We start from the raw sequence: 20,167 nt of genomic DNA on the forward strand, positions 1-20,167 counted from the left end.
GGTGGCTCAGGCTTCGTCGGCAACGGAGATCTCCTCCCGCACCAGGGGTGCGCGTTCGTGGTCGGTGAGGTCCACCTGGCCGTCGCGCAGGTCGGCGGCCCAGCAGGCGGCGCGGGTGCCCGAGTCGTGCACGCGCTGGACCGGGTGCCGGGTGGCGCAGACCTGCATCGCGTCGGGACAGCGGGGGTGGAAGTAGCAGCCCGACGGGGGCTCCACGAGGTCCGGCGGGGCCCCGTCGATGAAGTTCAGGCCGGTGGTGCGCAGCGAGATGGTGCTGCGCAGCAGTTCACGGGTGTAGGGGTGCTGGGGGCGGGAGAAGACCTCGCGGGCGTCGCCGATCTCCACGATCTCCCCGGCGTACATCACCGCGACCCGGTCGCAGGCCTCCGCGATGATGCCGAGGTTGTGGGTGATCAGCAGCAGCGACGTCTCGTAGGTGCTGCGCAGGTCGTGCAGGATGCGGATGATCTGCGCCTCGACCAGCACGTCCAGGGCGGTGGTCGGCTCGTCGGCGACCACGAAGGCCGGGCGCAGCACGAGGGCGAGCGCGATCATCACCCGCTGGCGCATGCCGCCGGAGAACTCGTGCGGGTAGGCGCGGTAGCGGGTGGGCGGGATGCCCATCAGCCGCAGCGCCTCCATCGAGCGCTGCTCGATCTCCTCCTTGCTGATCCCCTTCACGTGGGTGCGCAGGGTCTCGGCGAAGTGCTCCGAGATCCGCATCAGCGGGTTGAGCCGGGTCAGCGGCTCCTGGAAGATCATCGCGAGGTCCTTGCCCCGCATCGCGTGCTGCTCCTTCTTGCGCAGCGAGAGCATGTCGCGCCCGCGGAAGTGGAGCTCGCCGTCGCGCACCGCCCCGTCGGGCAGCAGACCCACCAGGCCGCGGCCCAGGGTGGACTTGCCGCAGCCGGACTCCCCGACCAGACCGAGGATCTCGCCCTTGCGGATCTCGAAGCTCACCTTGTTCACGGCCTGCACGGGGCCGCGCTCGGTGCCGTACCAGACCCGCAGGTCACGTACGTCGAGCACAGGGTCGGCGTCGGGACCGGTCTCCGGGGCGGAGCCGGAGTCGGAGGTGAGAGTCAGGTCGCTCACGGGGTCACCTTCGTGTCGTCGGTCGCCGGCAGCTGCACGGGGCGCAGCCTGCGCCGGCGCAGCGCGGGGTTCACCGTCTCGTTGAGGCCCTCGCCGACCAGCGTCAGGGCGGTGATCAGCAGCACGATCGCCAGGCCGGGGAACAGCGCCGGCCACCAGCTGCCGGCGGCGGCGTCATCCAGGGCGCGGCTCAGGTCGTAGCCCCACTCGGAGGCCTCGTTGGACTGGATGCCCAGGCCGAGGAACCCGAGCGCGGCCAGCGTGCCCAGCGCGTCGGCGGCGTTCAGCGTGCCGAGCACCGGCACCGACTGCACCACGTTGCCGAACAGGTACTTGCGCATGATCGTGAACGGGGGCGCCCCGATCGCTCGCGCGGCCTCGACGTACGTCGCCTCGCGCGCCGAGACGGTGGTGTTGCGCACCACCCGGAAGTACTGGGGGATGTAGACGGCCGTCAGCGACAGGGCCGCCGCCACGATGCCCCCGCCGAGGGGGCCGCGCAGCAGGAAGGAGAAGACGATCGCGAGCAGCAGCGCCGGGAAGGCGTACATGGCGTCCATCAGGAAGACCAGGATCCGGTCGATCCAGCCGCCGATGAAGCCGGAGAGGATCCCCAGCGGCACCCCGACGACGGCGGACAGGAGCACCGCCAGCACGATCACCTCCAGCGCGGTCCGCGCCCCCCAGACCACCCGGGAGTAGATGTCGTAGAACTGGTCGTTGGTGCCCAGCCAGTGCTCGCCCGACGGGGCGGCGAGCTTGGGCAGCTTGGAACCGTCGGCCGTGCTCTGGTTGAAGTCGTAGGGGGCGATCCAGGGCGCGAAGACCGCGAAGACCACGAACACCGCGGTGATCAGCAGGCCGGTGAAGAAGATCCACCGGGCCATCCCCTTGGTGTTCCAGACGGTCCGCAGGAGGGTGCGCATCAGTACCTCACTCGGGGGTCGACCAGGGCGTTGATGATGTCGACGACGACGCTGACGAGCACCACGATCATCGCGAAGAACGTCACCAGCCCCTGGACCGCGATGTAGTCGCGGGCGGTGATGTAGTCGATCAGCGAGGTGCCCAGCCCCGGCCAGTTGAAGGTGCGCTCGGTGAGCACCGCGCCGGAGAGCGTCAGGGCGATCTGCAGGCCGATCACGGTGATCACCGGGACGAGCGCGTTGCGGAAGGCGTGCTTGCGGATCACCCGGCCCTCCGCGATGCCGCGGGCGCGGGCGGCCTCGACGTAGTCGCCCTTCATCGCCTGGATCACGTTGATGCGCACCAGCCGGATGATCACCCCGGACAGCAGGAGGCCGAGGGTCAGGCACGGCAGCAGGTGGTGCTTGAGCACGTCGACGGTCGCGGCGCCGTCACCGGCCAGGATGGTGTCCACGAGCAGGATGTGCGTCTTCGGCTCGGTGGTGAACTTCGTGACCACCGAGGCGATGTCGTAGGTCGGCCAGCCGGGGAACAGGTTCACCACCAGGATGACCAGCATGATGCCGACCCAGAAGATCGGCGCGGCGTAGGCCACCACCCCGAAGACGCGGATCGTCGCGTCCAGCGCGGAGTCGCGGTAGCGTCCGGCGAGCCGGCCCAGCGGCAGGCCGATCAGCAGCGCGAAGAGGAAGGCGCCCAGGGTCAGGGTCAGGGTGGCGCCGCCCTGGTCCCTGATCAGGTCCAGGACCGGGCGGTTGTCGCTGATGGTGTTGCCGAAGTCGAGGCGGACCACGTCGCCGAGGTAGTCCAGGTACTGCACCAGCATCGGCCGGTCCAGGCCCAGCGTCGCCCGGCGCGCGTCCAGGGCGTCCTCGCTCAGCTTCCCGCCGACAGCGGCCGAGACCGGGTCGCCCGGCGCCACGCGGAGCAGGAAGAACACGACGGTGAGCAGCACCCACATCATCGGTACGACGAGGGCCAGCCGCACCATCACGTAGCGCGGCAGCGAGCCCGATGCGGAACTCAAGATCACTCCTCTGGGGCGTGCCGGCCAGGACACGCACGGTGGGGCGGGGTGGGACGGGTGGGACAAGGGCGAGGGAGGAGGGCGCAGCGCGCGCCCTCCTCCCCCAGGTGATCAGCTGTTCTTCGAGATGCCCCAGAAGCGGAAGATGTACGTCGGGTCGAGCGTCTCCTCGACCCCCTCCATCTCCGAGCTCGCCACCGCGACGTTCTGGCCGTTCCAGGACGGGATCAGCGGCACGTCCTCGGCCACGATGTCCTGGATCTGCCCGATCAGGTCGCTGCGGGTGCCCTCGTCGGTCTCGGCCAGCTCCTGGTCGAGCAGGGCGTTGACCTCTTCGCTGTTGTAGTTGTTGGCGTAGAAGCCGCCCTCACGCAGGAACGGGGTGAGGTAGTTGTCGGCGTCCAGGAAGTCGGGGTACCAACCCAGGATGAACAGGTCGTAGGCGCCCTCCTTGTAGAGCGTCTGGTACTCCTCCCACTCGGCGTCCTGCGTGGTCACCTCGAACAGGCCGCTGTCGTTGAGCTGCGCGGCGAGCTCGTTGGCCTCGTCCACGGCGTTGGGGCCGTAGTGGGTGGGCGTGTAGCCGAGCGTCAGCTTCACCGGGGTCTTGATGCCGGCGTCGCTGAGCAGCTTCTTCGCGGCCTCCACGTCGGGCTCGCCGTACTTCTCCTCGAAGGAGTCCTTCTGGCCACCGAACCCGGGCGGCACGATGGACTGCGCCGGCTCGACGGTGCCGTCGTAGGCGTCCTGGGCGATCGCCTCGCGGTCGATGATCTGGGCGACGGCCTGCCGGGTGGCCACGTCCTTGGCGACCGGGTTGGCGAACTGCCACACCCAGTAGCGGAACTCCGAGCCCTCGCCGTGCAGCACATCGACCTTGCCGCCCTCCTCGAGGGAGTTCAGGTCGGTGGGGCTCAGGGTGCGCCAGGCCACGTCGACCTGGCCGGACTCGACGGCCTGCTTGAGCGGTGCCGCGTCCTCGAAGTACTGCACGAAGATCTGCGAGCTCTTGGGCGCACGCTCGCCGTCGTACTCGGCGTTGGCCTCGAGGACGGCCTGCTCGCCGGGCTTGTACTGGCTGAGCTTGAAGGGGCCGGAGCCGATCACCTCGGCGTCGCCCAGGAGCTTGTCCGCCGGGAAGGTCTCCTCGTCCACGATCGAGGCCGTGGCCGTGCTGAGCACCTTGAGGAAGGTGGTGTCGGGCTTGTTGAGGTGGAAGACGACGGTGGTGTCGTCGGGCGTCTCGATCGCGCCCTCGGCCAGCGCCGGCTTCTTCTCGTCGCCGTTGCTGATCGCGCCGAGGAGCACCGAGGAGCCGTTGGGGTCGGCGATCGCGATGTTGCGCTCGAAGGAGAATTTCACGTCCGAGGAGGTGAGCTCGTTGCCGTTGGAGAACTTCAGCCCCTCGCGCAGGGTGCAGGTCACCGTCTCGGCGTCGTCGTAGTCGCAGGACTCCGCGGCGTCGCCCACCGGCGCGTCGGCCCCGGCGGGGATGGAGACCAGCTGCTCGAAGATGTTGAACTGCATGTTCCACGAGCCGAAGTCGTAGGACCCGGCGGGGTCCATCGCGGTCACGGACTCCGTGGTGCCCAGGATCCAGGGGGCGCCGCTGGCGTCGCCCGCGCCGTTCCCGCCGTCGCCGTTGCCGCCGTCACCTTCGTCGTCGCCGCCGCAGGCGACGAGGGACGCCATCAGCACGCCCACCCCCGCCAGCGCGATCGCATGCCTTCTGCGGTTCACGTCCAGACCCCTTACTGACTCGGACCCGGGCCCGAATGAGACCGGTTTCGGGGAACATACTGGCCGCAGTGTGAGCCACGCCACGGGAGAAACCCCGGTGGCAGGTCCCAAATCGGCAACGATCTGCACGACAGCCGGACACGGAGCTCCGTTGAGCGGACCCCTTCGATGGAGCAGGACCCGAGCCATTTGGGCGTGCGAGGTGCACACTTGAGGACTACCCGGAGCGGGGAGCGTCCTCGGTCCGCGAGCCCCTCGGAGGCACGATGTCGACTCCCATCCCGATGACGCACCGGCTGGCAGCGGAATTCCTGGGCACGTTCGTGCTCGTCCTGGGCGGGTGCGGCTCAGCCGTGCTCGCGGCCGGGTTCCTCAGCGACGACGACGTGCACCTGGGCATCGGCTTCCTGGGCGTCTCGTTCGCCTTCGGGTTGACGGTGCTGACCATGGCCTACGGGGTCGGGCACGTCTCCGGAGGACACTTCAACCCGGCGGTCACCCTCGGGCTTGCCTCAGGGGGGCGGTTCCCGTGGAAGGACACCCCCGCCTACATCGTCGTACAGGTGGTGGCCGCGATCGCCGCGGCCGCCGTGCTCTACCTGGTGGCGTCGGGGCAGGCCGGGTTCTCCGCCGAGGAGTCCGGGTTCGCCAGCAACGGCTACGGCGACCGGTCGCCGGGTGAGTACTCGCTGCTGGCGTGCGTGGTCATCGAGGTGGTGCTGACCGCGATCTTCCTCTACGTGATCCTCGGCGTCACCGACACCCGGGCACCCAAGGGCTTCGCGCCGCTGGCCATCGGCATGACGCTGACGCTGATCCACCTGATCAGCATCCCTGTCACCAACACCTCGGTGAACCCGGCCCGCTCCATCGGCCCCGCGCTCTTCGCCGGCGGCGACGCGATCGCCCAGCTGTGGCTGTTCATCCTCGCGCCGATCTGCGGAGCGCTGATCGCCGGACTCAGCTACGGCGCCCTGCTCGGGCGCGAGGAGCCCGCGTCCACGTTGCGCAGCGCCTCCGAGGGCTGAGCGCGCCCGGACGGCCGCGGCGTCAGAGCGTCAGCCGGCGCAGCGCGGCGGCGTCCAGGCCGACCAGGGTGTCGCGGAAGACCCGGTTCTCGGACTCCAGGATCGGCACGTGGTTGGGCACGCACAGCACCAGGCAGCCCGCGGCCTCGGCCGAGCGGGCGCCGGTGTTGGAGTCCTCGATGGCCAGGCACGACGACGGGTCGAGCCCCAGAGCGCCGGCGGCCTTGAGGTAGGGCTCGGGGTGCGGCTTGCCGTGGGTGACCGCGTCGCCGGTGACGACCTCGGCGAAGGTCCCCGGCGGTAGGGCGGCCAGCACCGGCTCGACGAAGCGCCGGTAGGACATCGTGACCAGGGCGCACGGCACCCCGTTGCCGCCCAGGTCCGCCAGCAGCTCGCGGGCGCCGGGTCGCCAGGGCACCTCGCGCTCGACCCGGGCCACCACTCCGTCGAGCAGCTCCTCCACGATCTGCGAGGGCTCGAGGTCGATGCCCATGTGCTCGCGGATGTAGCGCCCCGAGCTGATCAGGTCGTTGCCGACCAGCTCCAGCGCGTGCTCGTGGGTCCACTTCCCGCCGTGGCGCTCGGCGAGCTCGAACTCGGTGGCGATCCAGTACGGCTCGGTGTCGACGAGGGTGCCGTCCATGTCCCACAGGACGGCGTGGGGGAACTCGGCGTGGCCGGTCCGACCTCCGGGTTCTCCCGATTCGGCGGTGTTCAGAAGGTCCTCCGGAGCTCGTCAGGCGAATGTCCGTACCCAGTATCAGGTGCGCAGCAGCCACCGACATAACCACGGGGCGCATCACCGACCGCCAGGCTCAGTCGGGAGTTCTAGTCGTCGGGCACCAAGTCCGAGGACGCAGTTGCGCGGAGACCCGCGAGATTCTCAACCGGGCCGAGACCTCGACGCCGCTGACCTGCACACACGCGCCCGTCGACCACGCCATCGAGGAGGGCGTCATCTCCACTGTCTATGTCAGTCGCAACGTCCTCATCCTGTGCCGGCCGGCCTCACTATGCCTTGTGCTTCGACGGCGAAAGCCTCCGCATGAGCCCGGCGGGAGCAGATCCGACAGATGCCACGAGTGCCAGGCATGAGCTCTTGGAGCGTGATCCTCAGCCGACACCAGGCATTCGCTTCCGTGCCTGCATCTTGAACTCGTCCATGAAAACGCCCCTGAGGATGCTGCTGTCGAGCAATACCTCGCGCCTGAGTTTGCCGGTCGCGATCCGCTCGCACACTGCGACCCAGGCATGTCCCATCGCGAGAGTTAGTGAGGAAGCGACGGTTGCGCTGATTGCTCCACCGAGGAACGTCCCAGCACCAGGAACCATCTTGATGAGGTTAGTGACAATGGCCTTGCCGGCTCCCGTGCTTGCCGCCGTCATAGCCAGGGCCATTCCCGTGGCCCGGTCGACAGGGATGCCGTAGACCATGGCAATCTGCGCCAGCATCCCGAGCTGGATCGGGATCAAGATGGCCGCGTCCGAGAATGGGATCGGGCTGGCGCCAGCTGCTGCAGCAGCGCTGCCCGCGGCAGTAATGCTCTGTTGGCAGACACTGCGCTTCCGCTCCAGATCGATCCTCTGGGCATGAACAAGGGCCTCCCTCACGGCCTGGGGAGCGACGCGAAACGTGGCGTCTAGCACCTCCTGGAGCCCGTGGGTCGGGCCGTCGAAGGAGTCCGGCATTGCCATCGTGAGAAATGGCTTTTCGCCGACGATCGGGAGGCCGCGCTCGGCGATGTTCCGAGCCAGTTCGACGACTCGTTCGTGCGGCTCGCCGTCGCGCGTTGGGACTTGGGTGAGCACGAGTGCCACCGGAAGTCGTAGGTCGTGCAACCGCTTCACGAAGTCCGCCTCAAAGTCTTCGAAGCGCCCGTCGCGCGACCGGACGCAAAACCACGCCACGTGGATCTGCGCCGTGATCGGCTCGCTTCGTAGGCCATTCACCAGTTCCGAGAGCTCCGCGAGGATCTGGTCGTCGTCCTTGCCAAGTTCGAGACCCTCGGTGTCGAAGATTCCAAGCGTGCCACTCGAGTGCTTGTAGAGGTGGTGGCCCCGCGTCACGGGCTCACCGATGCCGGTCTCGGCAACATTGTCGCCAAAGATCGCGTTGAGCAAGGTGCTCTTCCCGACTCCGGTCTTTCCGAAGATCGCCAGGTTGAACTGGCCGATCTCATCCTGCCGTGCCTTCCACCTTTCCTCGATGGTCCGACGGATCCACTCCTCCGAGACGTTTTCCATGGTCGGCATGCTAGCCATTTGCGCTACACAAGCCGGGGCTTTTGAGCCTACTGGGGGTTCGCCGAGTCTTGGACGGTGTGGAGCACCCTCCCTTGGGCTCATCAGCGCACATGCACTTAGCCTTCTGAAGGTCCGTTCGTTTGAATTCCTCGGTCCTCGTCCCCAAACAATGTGGCCTCGAAAAAACCCCAGGCCGGTGAACAACCGGCCGATGTGCAGTCAGTGGCGCCGGGACTCCCAGTCCGCGGGGACCAGGTGCGCCGGCGCCGGCGCTCCCTGCTCGATCGGACGTTGGTGCGGGGCGGCGAGCTCCGGTCCGCTAAGCATCCGCGCGTCCCGGTAGTCCCAGAACCACGACTCCCCGGGTTCGAAGCTCTGCACGTAGCGGTGTCCGGTGCTGCGGTGGTGGGCGGTGGCGTGCTGCGACGGCGAGGAGTCGCAGCAGCCGACATGCCCGCACCGCGCGCACCGGCGCAGGTGGAACCACCAGCCGTCCGGGGTGGCCAGGCACTCGGCGCAGCCGGTCCCCGACGGGGGGACGGTGCGGTCGATCTCGGTCTCGGTCATGCGAGTCCTCGAGGTGTGGGAGGGCGCCCCGGTGAGGGAGCCCTGGGCCGCAGCGGCGACCCACACATTGTGTCGATCGCGCGCGCGAGAAACCAGGGCTCCGTCCGACCTCAGCACAGGCGCGTCGGAGCGGCTCAGTCCTCCGGGTCGTAGGCGAGGTTGGAGGAGAGCCAGCGCTCGGCCTCCGCGATCGTCCAGCCCTTGCGCCGCGCGTAGTCCTCGACCTGGTCGCGTCCGATCCGGCCGACGACGAAGTACTGCGACTGCGGGTGGGAGAAGTACCAGCCCGAGACGGCCGCGCCGGGCCACATCGCCATCCCGTCGGTGAGCTCGATCTCGGTGTTGGCGTTGACGTCGAGCAGCTCCCACAGGGTCCGCTTCTCGGTGTGCTCGGGACAGGCCGGGTAGCCGGGGGCCGGGCGGATCCCCTCGTAGCGCTCCGCGATCAGGGCCTCGTTGTCGAGCGTCTCGTCGGGGGCGTGGCCCCAGAACTCCTTGCGGACCCGCTCGTGCAGGTGCTCGGCGAACGCCTCGGCCAGCCGGTCGGCCAGCGACTCGAGCAGGATCGCGGAGTAGTCGTCGCTCTGCTTCTTGAAGGCCTCGATCCGCTCGTGGATGCCCAGGCCGGCGGTCACCGCGAAGGCGCCCACGTGGTCGGGCAGCCCGCTCTCCTGCGGCGCCACGAAGTCGCCCAGGCACCGGTTCGGCACGCCGTCGCGGTGCTCGCCCTGCTGGCGCAGGTTGTGCAGTGTCCTCAGCACCTCGGTGCGCGACTCGTCGGTGTAGAGCACGATGTCGTCGCCGACCGCGTGAGCGGGGAAGAAGCCGAAGACGGCGTTGGCGGTGAGCCACTTCTCCGAGACGATCCGGTCGAGCATGGCCTGCGCGTCGTCGTACAGGGCGCGGGCGGTCTCGCCGGTCGTCGGGTTGTTGAGGATGTCGGGGAAGCGCCCCTTCATCTCCCAGGCGTTGAAGAACGGCTGCCAGTCGATGTACTCGCGCAGCACCCCGAGGTCGTAGCCGGACAGCACGTGTACGCCGGGCTGGCGCGGGGCGGGCGGCTGGTAGCCCTCCCAGTCGATCGGGGTGCGGTTGGCCCGCGCCTGCTCCAGGGAGAGCATCGGGCGGTCCTGCTTGGTGGCGTAGCGGGTGCGCAGCGCGTCGTAGTCGGTCTTCAGATCGGCCAGCAGCTTGGGGCGCTGGGCGTCGCTGAGCAGCGCGGCCAGCACCGGCACCGAGCGCGAGGCGTCCTTGACCCAGACGACGGGGCCGTCGTACTTGCCGTCCACCTTGACCGCGGTGTGCGCGCGCGAGGTGGTCGCGCCGCCCACCAGCAGCGGGATGGTGAGCCCCTGGCGCTGCATCTCGGCGGCCACGGTGACCATCTCGTCGAGCGAGGGCGTGATCAGCCCGGACAGCCCGATCGCGTCCGCGTCCACCTCGACGGCCTTGTCGATGATCTTCTGCACCGGCACCATCACGCCGAGGTCGACGACCTCGAAGTTGTTGCACTGCAGCACCACGCCGACGATGTTCTTGCCGATGTCGTGGACGTCGCCCTTGACGGTGGCCATCACGATCGTGCCGTTGGTGTCCTTGGCGGTGGCGTACTGGGGGTTGTCGAGCTTCTCCTGCTCGATGAACGGGATCAGGTAGGCCACGGCCTTCTTCATCACCCGTGCGGACTTCACCACCTGCGGCAGGAACATCTTGCCGGCCCCGAACAGGTCGCCGACCACGTTCATGCCGTCCATCAGCGGACCCTCGATGACCTCGATCGGCCGCCCGCCGCGCGCCTCGATCTCGGCACGGAGCTCCTCGGTGTCGGACTCCGCGTAGGCGTCGATGCCCTTGACCAGCGCGTGCGTGATCCGCTCGCCGACCGGCAGCGAGCGCCACTCCTCGGTCACCGCCTCGGTGCGCCCGGCGGCCCGGTTGTGCTCCTCGGCGACCTCGAGCAGCCGCTCGGCGGCGTCGGGACGCCGGTTGAGGACGACGTCCTCGATGCGCTCGCGCAGCTCGGGGTCGACCTCGTCGTAGACCACCAGCGCGCCGGCGTTGACGATTCCCATGTCCAGGCCGGCGGCGATCGCGTGGTAGAGGAAGACCGCGTGGATCGCCTCGCGAACCGGGTTGTTGCCGCGGAAGGAGAACGACACGTTGGAGATGCCGCCGGAGACCTTGGCCCCGGGCAGGTTCTCCTTGATCCAGCGGGTGGCCTCGATGAAGTCCAGCCCGTACGACGCGTGCTCCTCGATGCCGGTCGCCACGGCGAACACGTTGGGGTCGAAGATGATGTCCTCGGCGGGGAACCCGACCTCCTCGGTGAGGATCCGGTAGGCCCGGGCGCAGATCTCCTTGCGCCGCTCGAGATCGTCGGCCTGGCCGTCCTCGTCGAAGGCCATCACCACGGCCGCCGCGCCGTACTTGCGGCACAGCCGGGCGTGCTCGCGGAAGGCGTCCTCGCCCTCCTTCATCGAGATCGAGTTGACGATCGCCTTGCCCTGCACGCACTTGAGCCCGGCCTCGATCACCTCCCACTTGGAGGAGTCGATCATCACCGGCACCCGGCTGATGTCCGGCTCGCCGGCGACCAGCTTGAGGAAGCGGTCCATGGCGGCGACGCCGTCGATCATCCCCTCGTCCATGTTGACGTCGATGACCTGGGCGCCGTTCTCCACCTGCTGGGCGGCCACCGCCAGGGCCGCGTCGTAGTCGGAGTCCTTGATCAGCTTGCGGAAGCGCGCCGACCCGGTGATGTTGGTGCGCTCGCCGACGTTGACGAAGAGGCTGTCGGGGGTGATGTTGAACGGCTCCAGGCCCGAGAGGCGGGTGGCGGGCGCGATGGTGCTCGGCTGGTGCGGGGTGCCGGACGCGGCGGCCTTCGCGATCTCGGAGATGTGCTCGGGGGTGGTGCCGCAGCAGCCGCCGAGCAGGTTCACCAGGCCGTTGCCGGCGAACTCGGCCAGCACGGCGGCCATCTGCTGGGCGGTCTCGTCGTACTCCCCGAAGGCGTTGGGGAGTCCGGCGTTGGGGTAGCAGGAGATGAAGCAGTCCGCGACCCGGCCCAGCTCGGCGATGTAGGGGCGCATGTCGGTGGCGCCCAGGGCGCAGTTGAGCCCGATCGCCAGCGGCCGGGCGTGGCGCACGGCGTTCCAGAAGGCCTCGGGCAGCTGACCCGACAGGGTGCGTCCCGAGGCGTCGGTGATGGTGCCCGAGATGACCACCGGCCAGCGGCGCCCGCGCTCCTCGAAGAGCGTCTCCAGGGCGAAGATCGCCGCCTTGGCGTTGAGGGTGTCGAAGATCGTCTCGATCAGCAGCAGGTCGGCGCCGCCGTCGACCAGGCCCCGGGCCTGCTCGAGGTAGGCCTCGGCGAGCTCGTCGAAGCTGGTGTTGCGCTTACCCGGGTCGTTGACGTCGGGACTGATCGACGCGGTGCGGTTGGTCGGGCCGAGCCCGCCGGCCACGTACCGGGGCCGGTCCGGGGTCTGCGCGGTGACCTCGTCGGCAGCCTGCCGGGCGAGGCTGGCCGAGGCGAAGTTGAGCTCGTAGGCCAGGTCCTCGAGGCCGTAGTCGGCCTGGGAGATGCGCTGGGCGCTGAAGGTGTTGGTGGCGACGATATCGGCGCCCGCCTCCAGGTAGCTGCGGTGGATCGCGCGGATCACGTCGGGGCGCGTCAGCGACAGCACGTCGGAGTTGCCCTTGAGCTCGCGGTCGGTGTCGGCGAACCGCTCACCGCGGTAGTCGGGCTCCTCGAGGCCGTAGCCCTGGATCATCGTGCCCATCGCACCGTCGATCACCAGGATGTGGCTGCGCATCGCCTCGGAGAGCTGCTCGGTGAGATCGGGACGAATCAGCTCGGACGGGCTCACAGGTTCTCCTCAAGGTCGCGGACACGGACCGCGTCCTCCAGCCTAGGCAGGCTTGTCCGTCTCGTGGACTGGCTTCCCGCATCGTGACACCGCCGGTCGGCACGGAGGAAATCCCCGGCCGCGACTAGGCTGGGTGGGTGATCGAGATGGACGACGTGCCCGAGCTGGTCGACCCGGTGGTGATCGCCGCCTTCGAGGGGTGGAACGACGCGGCCGACTCCGCCTCGTCGGTCATCGACCACCTGATCGACGTCTGGCAGGCACGCATCGTCGGCGCGGTCGACCCCGAGGAGTTCTACGACTTCCAGGTCAACCGTCCCGTCGTCGGGACCGACGCGCTCGGCCACCGTCGCATCCAGTGGCCCACCACCCGGATCGCGGTCGCCTCGCCCCCGGGCATGGGACGCGACGTGATCCTGGTGCGCGGCATCGAGCCGAACATGCGCTGGCGGCAGTTCTGCGCCGAGCTGCTCGCCGCCTGCGACGACCTGGGCAGCCAGCTGGTGGTGACGCTCGGTGCGCTGCTCGCCGACGCCCCGCACACCCGCCCGATCCCGGTGACGGGCACCGCCACCGAGCCCGAGCTGGTAGACCGGCTCAAGCTCGAGCAGTCCTCCTACGAGGGGCCCACCGGGATCGTCGGCGTCTTCCAGGACGCCTGCGTGCGCCTCGACATCCCGGCCGTCTCCTACTGGGCCGCGGTCCCCCACTACGTGGCCTCTCCCCCCTGCCCCAAGGCCACCCTGGCCCTGGTCGGTCAGCTGGAGGACCTGCTCGAGACGAGCATCCCGCTCGGCGAGCTGCCCGACGACGCCCGCGCCTGGGAGCGCGGCGTCGACGAGCTCGCCGAGGAGGACGAGGACGTCGCCGACTACGTGCGCGCCCTCGAGGAGACCCGGGACACCACCGACCTGCCGGAGGCCTCGGGCGAGGCGATCGCGCGCGAGTTCGAGCGCTACCTCAAGCGGCGCGGGGACGACCCGGCCGGCGGCTGAGCCGCACCGACCCGGCCGGCCCGCCTCACAGAGCCAGGCCGAGGGCCGCGTCGAGCAGCGTCCGGATCGTCGCCGCGGCGCTCGGGTCGCTGGTGTCGGCCAGGCCGTCGGTGCCGAGCGTGGCCGCGACCCAGGCGTCGACGGCCGCCAGCGCCGTGGGCGCGTCCAGGTCGTCGGCCAGGGCGCCGAGCACGATGTCGACGACCGGCGCGGCCGGCGCCCCGGCGCCCAGGGACAGCGCCTGGCGCATCCGCACCAGCGCGTCCACCGAGGCCCAGAGCTGGTCGTCGGTCCACTCCCAGTCGGAGCGGTAGTGGTGGCGCAGCAGCGTCAGCCGGATCGCCATCGGGTCGACGTCGCTGCGGCGCAGGGCGGAGACGAACACCAGGTTGCCGCGCGACTTCGACATCTTCTCGCCGTCGTAGCCGACCATCCCGGCGTGGGAGTAGACCTGCGCGAACGGCGTGCCGGGCACGGCCACCTGGGCGTGGCCCGCGCACATCTCATGGTGCGGGAACACCAGGTCACTGCCGCCGCCCTGGACGTCGAAGGCGCCGCCGAGGTGCTCCATCGCGATGGCCGTGCACTCGATGTGCCAGCCGGGGCGGCCCGGCCCGAAGGGGCTCTCCCAGGCCGGCTCGCCGGGGCGCTCCGCGCGCCACAGCAGGCAGTCCAGGGGGTCGCGCTTGCCGGGCCGGTCCGGGTCGCCGCCGCGCTCGGGGAAGATCCGCAGCATCTCCTCGCGGTCCAGGCGGGACACCGCGCCGAAGTCGGGGTCGGCGGCCACGGAGAAGTAGAGGTCGTCGTCGACGCGGTAGACCGAGCCGGTGGTCTCGAGCCGGGCGATCAGCTCGACCGCGAGCGGGATCGACTCGACCGCGCCGATGTAGTGCGCCGGCGGCAGCACCCGCAGCGCCTCCATGTCCTGGCGGAAGAGCTCGGTCTCCCGCTCGGCCAGCTCGCGCCAGTCGATGTCGACCTTGGCGGCCCGCTCGAGCAGCGGGTCGTCGACGTCGGTGACGTTCTGCACGTAGGTCACCTCGTGTCCGGCGCTGCGCCAGGCCCGGTTGAGCAGGTCGAAGGCGAGGTACGTCGCGGCGTGGCCCATGTGCGTGGCGTCGTAGGGCGTGATGCCGCAGACGTAGAGCCGGGCCGGCCCCACCGGGTCGGTGACCACCACGGCGTCGGTCGCGGTGTCGTGCAACCGGACGATGGGACCCGTGACGGGCAGGGTCGGGACGTCTGGAGCAGACCACGTACGCATGGCGGGCAGCCTAGCCAACCCCCTGCACGGGTCAGGTCAGAAGGGTGGCCACGGGATCGACGGCCAGCCCCCGCCGGGCGTCGGCATCGCCTCGCGGCGCAGCAGCAGCGCGCACCGGGAGAGGAAGGCGCCGACCTCGGCGCCGGTGACGAGCTCGGCCAGCTCCGGGCCCAGGGTGCCGGCTCCGGTGGACAGGGCGAGGTCCTCGACGCGTCGTACGGCGTCGAGCTCCTCGGTGCGCAGGTCCTGGCCGGCCCAGCCCCACAGCACCGTGCGGAGCTTGTCCTCGACGTGGAAGCTCACGCCGTGGTCGACGCCGTAGCGGTGCCCGTCGGTCATCGCCAGGACGTGTCCGCCCTTGCGATCACCGTTGTTGACCAGCACGTCGAAGATCGCCATCCGGCGCAGCGCGGGCGTGTCCTCGTGGATCAGCGACACCGGGCTGTCGTTGCCGTCGACGCCGTCGAAGACCCGGCACCACCCCGGGGGCACCTCGCCCTCGGGCACGATGTCGACGGCGCTCTGCTCCGGGTCGGGCTCACGCCACAGCTGGACCATCCCCGGACCGTGCGGCCCGTCGCGCAGGAACGTGAGCGGGACGACGTCCCAGCCGAGGGCCTGCGAGACGGCGTACGCCGCCACCTCGCGCTGGGCGAGCGTGCCGTCGGGGAAGTCCCACAGCGGACGCTCCCCCGCCACCGGCTTGTAGACCACCCGGACGTCGTCGATCTCGCCGATGAAGGTGGCGTTGGAGGCCGGCATCACCCGGCCGTGCAGCTCGATCGGAGCGGTCCGGAGCTGTTCGACGTCGACCTCCGCCGGGCCGGGTGCGCTCACGGGTCGCGTCGACGGAACCCGTTGGCGCGCACGCACAGGTGGCCCTCGGGGTCGATCGGGTGGCCGCAGAACGGACAGTCGGGACGTCCGGCCTCGAGGACCTGGGCGGCGCGCTTGACGAACGCGCGCGCGGCGGCGGCGCTGAGGCGCACCAGCAGCAGCTCGTCGGGCTCGGGCTCCTCGAGCTCCTCGTCGAGCTGGTCGGGGGCGACCACCGCGGCCTCGCTGAACGGGAAGACCTCGATCACGATGCGCTCGTCGGTGGGGTCCCACGACAGCGTCATCGTGCCCGCCCGGAACTCCTCCTCGATCGGCTGCTCCAGCGGGGCGGTGTCCTCGAGGTCGAGTGGCGCCACGGCGGGGACGACCGCCTCGGTGGTGGCCCGGACCATCACCTCGTCGAGGAGCTCGTCGATCCGCTCGGTGAGGGCGGCCACCTGCTGCTTCTCCAGCGAGACGCTGATCACGCGTGCGCCCTCGCGTGCCTGCAGGAAGAAGGTCCGCTGGCCGGGAGGGCCGACGGTGCCGGCGACGAAGCGCTCCGGAGGGTCGAAACCGTGGACGAGGGGTGCCATGTCCCCCACCTTATGACCCGACAGCGGCGGCGCCGGGCCCGGCGCCGCCGCCGATCACGGCGTCCCCCGGGTCGCCGGGGTCCCCTGTGGCGGCCGCGTCGGTGCCCGGGGCGCCCGGTGCGGCGGCCGCTGCGGCGGCCGCGGGGGGCGCGACGAGCCAGTCCAGCGCGCCGGCGTGGGTGTTCACGCCCAGCACGAACGGACGGGTCGCGGTGTAACGCACCAGCGACAGCGACGCCGGGTCGACGTGGATGCGCTGGAACAGGTCCAGGTGGGTGCCCAGCGCGTCGGCCAGCACGGATTTGATGATGTCGCCGTGGGAGACGACCAGCCAGACGGCGCCCGGCCCGTGCTCGGCCTCGACCGCGGCGTCGTGGCGGCGGATCGCCTCCACCGCCCGCGCCTGCATCGCGAACATCGACTCCCCGCCGGGGAAGGTCACCGCGGAGGGCTGCTGCTGCACGACCCGCCAGAGGTCCTCCTGGGCGAGCTCCTTGATCGAGCGGCCCTGCCACTGCCCGTAGTCGCACTCCAGCAGTCCGCGCTCGGTGATCACCGGCGGCGCGGGGCGCTCGTGCGCCTGGGCCTTGGCGATCGCCGACGCCGTCTGCCGGCACCGGGTCAGCGGGCTGGTGACGATGGCCGCCAGCGGCACCGCGGCGAGCCGCTCACCGGCGGCGAGGGCCTGCCGGGCGCCGGTGTCGTCGAGGCGGACGCCCGCCTGACGACCGGCGAGCACGCCGGACGCGTTGGCGGTCGTGCGCCCGTGGCGCGCGAGGATCACAGTGGCCATGGCGTGGAGCGTATCCGTCGTACAGTGACCCGATGATCGTGGAGAGCGCGCTCTACTGCGGCGGCGTCCGGGAAGAGGGCGCCGTCGCCGTGGACCAGCTGGGTGAGGCGCGGGCGCGGGTCCGCGGAGACGACTCCTTCGTCTGGGTCGGGCTGCACGAGCCGACGGCCGAGGAGATGGACACCGTCGCCGGGCAGCTGGGCCTGCATCCGCTGGCGGTCGAGGACGCGGTAAAGGCACACCAGCGTCCGAAGCTCGAGCACTACGGCGACGACCTCTTCCTGGTCCTCAAGACGCTCTGGTACGTCGACGCCGAGGACGCCGTGGAGACCGGCGAGATCAACCTGTTCATCGGCCCCGGCTATGTCGTCACCGTGCGCCACGGTGAGGGCAACGGACTGCACTCCGCCCGCAGCTACCTGGAGGGGGCCTCCGAGGTGCTCTCCCAGGGTGCCTCGGCCGTCGTGTACGCCGTGTGCGACGTGGTGGTCGACCAGTACCAGTCCGTGGCCGCCTCGTTGGAGGTGGACGTCGACGAGGTCGAGCGGTCCGTCTTCTCGACGCTGAGCAGCCGCGACGCGGAGCGCATCTACACCCTCAAGCGCGAGATCGCCGAGGTACGCCGCGCGGTGATCCCGCTGCGGCTGCCGATGAGCAACCTCGCGGCCGGGCGCGTCGAGGGGATCCGGCAGGACAGCCGGCCGTTCTTCCGCGACGTCGACGACCACCTGGGCCGGGTGGCGGAGATCATCGACAACCTGGACGCGCTGCTCTCGTCGGCCTTCGACGCCCACGTCGCGCGGATCTCGGTGCAGCAGAACGAGGACATGCGCACGATCTCGGCGTACGCGGCCCTGGTGGTGGTGCCGACGCTGATCGCCGGGATCTATGGAATGAACTTCAAGTTCATGCCGGAGCTCGGCTGGACCTTCGGCTACCCGTTCGCGCTGGCGCTGATGGCGCTCTCGTCGGGGCTGCTGTGGGTGCAGTTCAAGCGGTCTGGCTGGCTGTGATCCCGGCGGCTCAGGCGGCGAGCACGCCGGTGGCGACGAGGCCCAGGGTGAGGGCGCCCAGCCCGATCCGGTAGATCACGAACGGCGTGTAGGAGCGGGTGGAGACGTAGCGCAGCAGCCAGGCGATGGCGGCGTACCCGACGACGAAGGAGACCACGGTCGCCACGATCGTGGGCGCCCAGCCGAAGGAGTTGTCCCCGTGCGGGATCTCCTTGAGCTCGTACAGGCCCGCGCCGACCACCGCCGGGATGGCCAGCAGGAACGCGTAGCGGGTCGCGGCCTCGCGCTCGTAGCCGAGGATCCGGCCCATCGAGATCGTCGCCCCCGAGCGGGACACCCCCGGGACCAGCGCCGCCGCCTGGGCCAGCCCCATCAGCACCGCGTCGCGCAGGTTCATCTGCTTGATCTGCTTGCTGCTGCTGCTCATCTTGTCGGCGATCCCGAGGACGATGCCGAGCACGATCAGGGTGCTGCCGATGATCCACAGGCTGCGGAAGTCCTTCTCGATCACGTCCTTGAGGGCGATGCCCAGGATCACGATCGGCAGCGAGCCGATGATGATGAACCAGCCCATCCGGGCGTCGAGGTGGCCGCGGTACTCCGGCTTCACCAGCGAGCGCAGCCAGGCGGTGGCGATGCGCCAGATGTCGTGGCGGAAGTAGATGAGCACGGCGAGTTCGGTGCCGATCTGGATGACCGCGGTGAACGCCGCGCCCGGGTCGCCCCAGCCGAGCATCTCGGGGAAGATCCGCAGATGGGCGCTGCTGGAGATCGGCAGGAACTCGGTGAGCCCTTGGAGGGTCCCGAGCACGACAGCCTTGAGTAGGTCGACCACGGGCCGGAAGCCTACGTGGAAGTGCGTCGGCGCGGTCCGACACCCACGTGTACGGCGTGCCGCGGGAACCGTCCGTGAGGGGCGTGGCTAACGTTGCGCCATGCAGCAGCGCGCGATGGGCTCGACAGGGCTCAAGGTCTCCCGGCTCGGTCTGGGGACGATGACATGGGGACGAGACACCGACGAGCATGAGGCGCGCGACCAGCTGATCGCCTTCACCGAGGCGGGTGGCTCGCTGCTGGACACGGCGGCCGGCTACGGCGACGGAGCCTCGGAGGAGCTGATCGGGTCGCTCCTCGGCGAGATCGCCGACCGCGACGACCTGGTGATCGCCACCAAGGCCGGGATCTCGCGGCGCCACGGTCAGCGTTCGACGAACACCTCGCGCGGTCATCTGCTCACCACCCTCGACGCCTCGCTGCGGCGCCTCGGGGTGGACCACGTCGACCTCTGGCAGGTGCACGTGTGGGACGACTCGACCCCGCTCGAGGAGACGCTCACCGCGCTCGACCTGGCGGTGTCCAGCGGTCGCGCGTCGTACGTGGGGATCTCGAACTACACCGGCTGGCAGACCGCGCAGGCCGCCACCTGGCAGCGCGCGGTGCCGGGGCGTGCGCTGCTCGCCTCGACGCAGGTGGAGTACTCGCTGCTGAACCGCTCGATCGAGGCGGAGGTGCTGCCCGCCGCCCAGGCCCTCGGCCTCGGCGTGCTGCCCTGGTCGCCGCTGGGTCGCGGGGTGCTGACCGGGAAGTACCGGCACGGGACCCCGTCGGACTCGCGCGCCGCGACCGAGCATTTCGCCGGCTTCGTCAACGCCTACCTCGGCGAGCGCAGCCGTGGCATCGTGGAGTCCGTGATCCGTGCCGCGGACGGGCTGGGCTGGTCGCCGCTCGAGGTGGCGCTGGTCTGGGTGCGCGACCGGGAAGGGGTCACCGCCCCCATCGTCGGGGCGCGGACGGCGGCACAACTGCGTGCCGTGCTGGAGACCGAGGGGCTCGAGCTGCCCGAGGAGATCACTGACGCACTGGACGACGTCTCAGGAGAGTGAGATGAGCCCTCGCACGCATCGTCGGCCGCCCGCCCCGGGAGTGGAGTGGGAGTTCGATCGGATCACGCTGTCGCGGGAGTTCTCGCGCAACGTGGTGACCCGGCTGCTGGTGGACCGGGCCGAGCACGGCGGCTGGGAGCTGGACCGGGTGCGGATCACCCCGGACGGCACCCGGCGGGTCACCCTGCGGCGCAAGATCATCCGCCAGGCACGGCCGACCTTCTACCTGTGAGCCGCTGAGACACGTGTGCGGTCGATCCGGAGCAGGTGGTGCTCCGGATCGACCGCACTGTGCTCACGCGGTGTG

At 70.2% G+C, this 20,167-nt stretch carries 18 protein-coding genes; 5 read left to right on the top strand and 13 right to left on the bottom strand.

The window, feature by feature from the left end; translation table 11 throughout:
* Positions 1-6: 6 nt before the first annotated feature.
* The 4 genes from AC6EH9_RS10255 to AC6EH9_RS10270 all read right to left on the bottom strand — a co-directional run bounded on the left by AC6EH9_RS10255 (position 7) and on the right by AC6EH9_RS10270 (position 4,789).
* On the bottom strand, positions 7-1,095 hold the full coding sequence (locus AC6EH9_RS10255) for an ABC transporter ATP-binding protein (RefSeq protein ID WP_498422790.1): 1,089 nt from the start codon (positions 1,093-1,095) through the stop codon (positions 7-9).
* Positions 1,092-2,021: an ABC transporter permease gene (locus AC6EH9_RS10260; protein WP_498422792.1), complete on the bottom strand. Its 930-nt coding sequence runs from the start codon at positions 2,019-2,021 to the stop codon at positions 1,092-1,094. The genes AC6EH9_RS10255 and AC6EH9_RS10260 overlap by 4 nt, the downstream gene beginning before the upstream one ends.
* Entirely contained in the window at positions 2,021-3,049 is a 1,029-nt protein-coding gene (locus AC6EH9_RS10265) for an ABC transporter permease (protein WP_498422794.1), read from the bottom strand. The genes AC6EH9_RS10260 and AC6EH9_RS10265 overlap by 1 nt, the downstream gene beginning before the upstream one ends.
* 111 nt (positions 3,050-3,160) lie before the next feature.
* The gene (locus AC6EH9_RS10270; protein ID WP_498422796.1) at positions 3,161-4,789 is read right to left on the bottom strand and encodes an ABC transporter substrate-binding protein; all 1,629 of its coding nucleotides are present in this window, start codon (positions 4,787-4,789) and stop codon (positions 3,161-3,163) included.
* Positions 4,790-5,055: 266 nt separating this feature from the next.
* On the opposite strand from AC6EH9_RS10270, the gene aqpZ reads away from it, so the two are divergent.
* Positions 5,056-5,817 carry an aquaporin Z gene (gene aqpZ / locus AC6EH9_RS10275; RefSeq protein ID WP_498422798.1) on the top strand — a complete coding sequence of 254 codons (762 nt, stop codon included), beginning with the start codon at positions 5,056-5,058 and terminating at the stop codon, positions 5,815-5,817.
* A 22-nt stretch (positions 5,818-5,839) separates the two neighbouring features.
* On the opposite strand, the gene AC6EH9_RS10280 is transcribed toward aqpZ, so the two are convergent.
* The 4 genes from AC6EH9_RS10280 to metH all read right to left on the bottom strand — a co-directional run bounded on the left by AC6EH9_RS10280 (position 5,840) and on the right by metH (position 12,500).
* Positions 5,840-6,535 carry an HAD family hydrolase gene (locus tag AC6EH9_RS10280; RefSeq protein WP_498423130.1) on the bottom strand — a complete coding sequence of 232 codons (696 nt, stop codon included), beginning with the start codon at positions 6,533-6,535 and terminating at the stop codon, positions 5,840-5,842.
* Positions 6,536-6,930: 395 nt separating this feature from the next.
* Entirely contained in the window at positions 6,931-8,061 is a 1,131-nt protein-coding gene (locus AC6EH9_RS10285) for a YcjF family protein (protein ID WP_498422800.1), read from the bottom strand.
* 219 nt (positions 8,062-8,280) lie between these two features.
* A complete protein-coding gene (locus tag AC6EH9_RS10290; protein WP_498422801.1) occupies positions 8,281-8,628 on the bottom strand; it encodes a UBP-type zinc finger domain-containing protein in 348 nt (115 codons plus the stop codon).
* A gap of 134 nt (positions 8,629-8,762) precedes the next feature.
* Positions 8,763-12,500 carry a methionine synthase gene (gene metH / locus AC6EH9_RS10295; RefSeq protein WP_498422803.1) on the bottom strand — a complete coding sequence of 1,246 codons (3,738 nt, stop codon included), beginning with the start codon at positions 12,498-12,500 and terminating at the stop codon, positions 8,763-8,765.
* A 146-nt stretch (positions 12,501-12,646) separates the two neighbouring features.
* Here metH and AC6EH9_RS10300 point away from each other — a divergent pair, with 146 nt between their 5' ends.
* Positions 12,647-13,495 (top strand): PAC2 family protein, encoded by an 849-nt coding sequence (locus AC6EH9_RS10300; RefSeq protein ID WP_498423132.1) that lies wholly within the window; start codon positions 12,647-12,649, stop codon positions 13,493-13,495.
* Positions 13,496-13,520: 25 nt separating this feature from the next.
* On the opposite strand, the gene mshC is transcribed toward AC6EH9_RS10300, so the two are convergent.
* The 4 genes from mshC to AC6EH9_RS10320 are packed head-to-tail and all read right to left on the bottom strand — an operon-like array spanning position 13,521 to position 16,964.
* Complete coding sequence (gene mshC / locus AC6EH9_RS10305) at positions 13,521-14,759, bottom strand: cysteine--1-D-myo-inosityl 2-amino-2-deoxy-alpha-D-glucopyranoside ligase (RefSeq protein WP_498422805.1); 1,239 nt, start codon at positions 14,757-14,759, stop codon at positions 13,521-13,523.
* Positions 14,760-14,795: 36 nt separating this feature from the next.
* Positions 14,796-15,596, bottom strand: coding sequence for an SCO1664 family protein (locus AC6EH9_RS10310; RefSeq protein ID WP_498422807.1), 801 nt, complete (start codon positions 15,594-15,596; stop codon positions 14,796-14,798).
* On the bottom strand, positions 15,593-16,171 hold the full coding sequence (locus tag AC6EH9_RS10315) for a DUF3090 domain-containing protein (RefSeq protein ID WP_498422809.1): 579 nt from the start codon (positions 16,169-16,171) through the stop codon (positions 15,593-15,595). The genes AC6EH9_RS10310 and AC6EH9_RS10315 overlap by 4 nt, the downstream gene beginning before the upstream one ends.
* A gap of 10 nt (positions 16,172-16,181) precedes the next feature.
* The gene (locus AC6EH9_RS10320; RefSeq protein WP_498422811.1) at positions 16,182-16,964 is read right to left on the bottom strand and encodes a histidine phosphatase family protein; all 783 of its coding nucleotides are present in this window, start codon (positions 16,962-16,964) and stop codon (positions 16,182-16,184) included.
* Positions 16,965-16,996: 32 nt separating this feature from the next.
* Between AC6EH9_RS10320 and corA the strand changes: the two genes are divergently transcribed.
* The gene (gene corA / locus AC6EH9_RS10325) at positions 16,997-17,977 is read left to right on the top strand and encodes a magnesium/cobalt transporter CorA (RefSeq protein WP_498422812.1); all 981 of its coding nucleotides are present in this window, start codon (positions 16,997-16,999) and stop codon (positions 17,975-17,977) included.
* 10 nt (positions 17,978-17,987) lie between these two features.
* Here corA and AC6EH9_RS10330 read toward each other — a convergent pair whose 3' ends face one another.
* Complete coding sequence (locus AC6EH9_RS10330) at positions 17,988-18,812, bottom strand: undecaprenyl-diphosphate phosphatase (protein ID WP_498422814.1); 825 nt, start codon at positions 18,810-18,812, stop codon at positions 17,988-17,990.
* Positions 18,813-18,912: 100 nt separating this feature from the next.
* On the opposite strand from AC6EH9_RS10330, the gene AC6EH9_RS10335 reads away from it, so the two are divergent.
* Entirely contained in the window at positions 18,913-19,860 is a 948-nt protein-coding gene (locus AC6EH9_RS10335; protein ID WP_498422815.1) for an aldo/keto reductase, read from the top strand.
* A 1-nt stretch (position 19,861) separates the two neighbouring features.
* Positions 19,862-20,092 carry a DUF5703 family protein gene (locus AC6EH9_RS10340; RefSeq protein WP_498422816.1) on the top strand — a complete coding sequence of 77 codons (231 nt, stop codon included), beginning with the start codon at positions 19,862-19,864 and terminating at the stop codon, positions 20,090-20,092.
* Positions 20,093-20,167: the final 75 nt, after the last annotated feature.

It is taken from the genome of Nocardioides sp. Z21_20 (assembly GCF_059766585.1).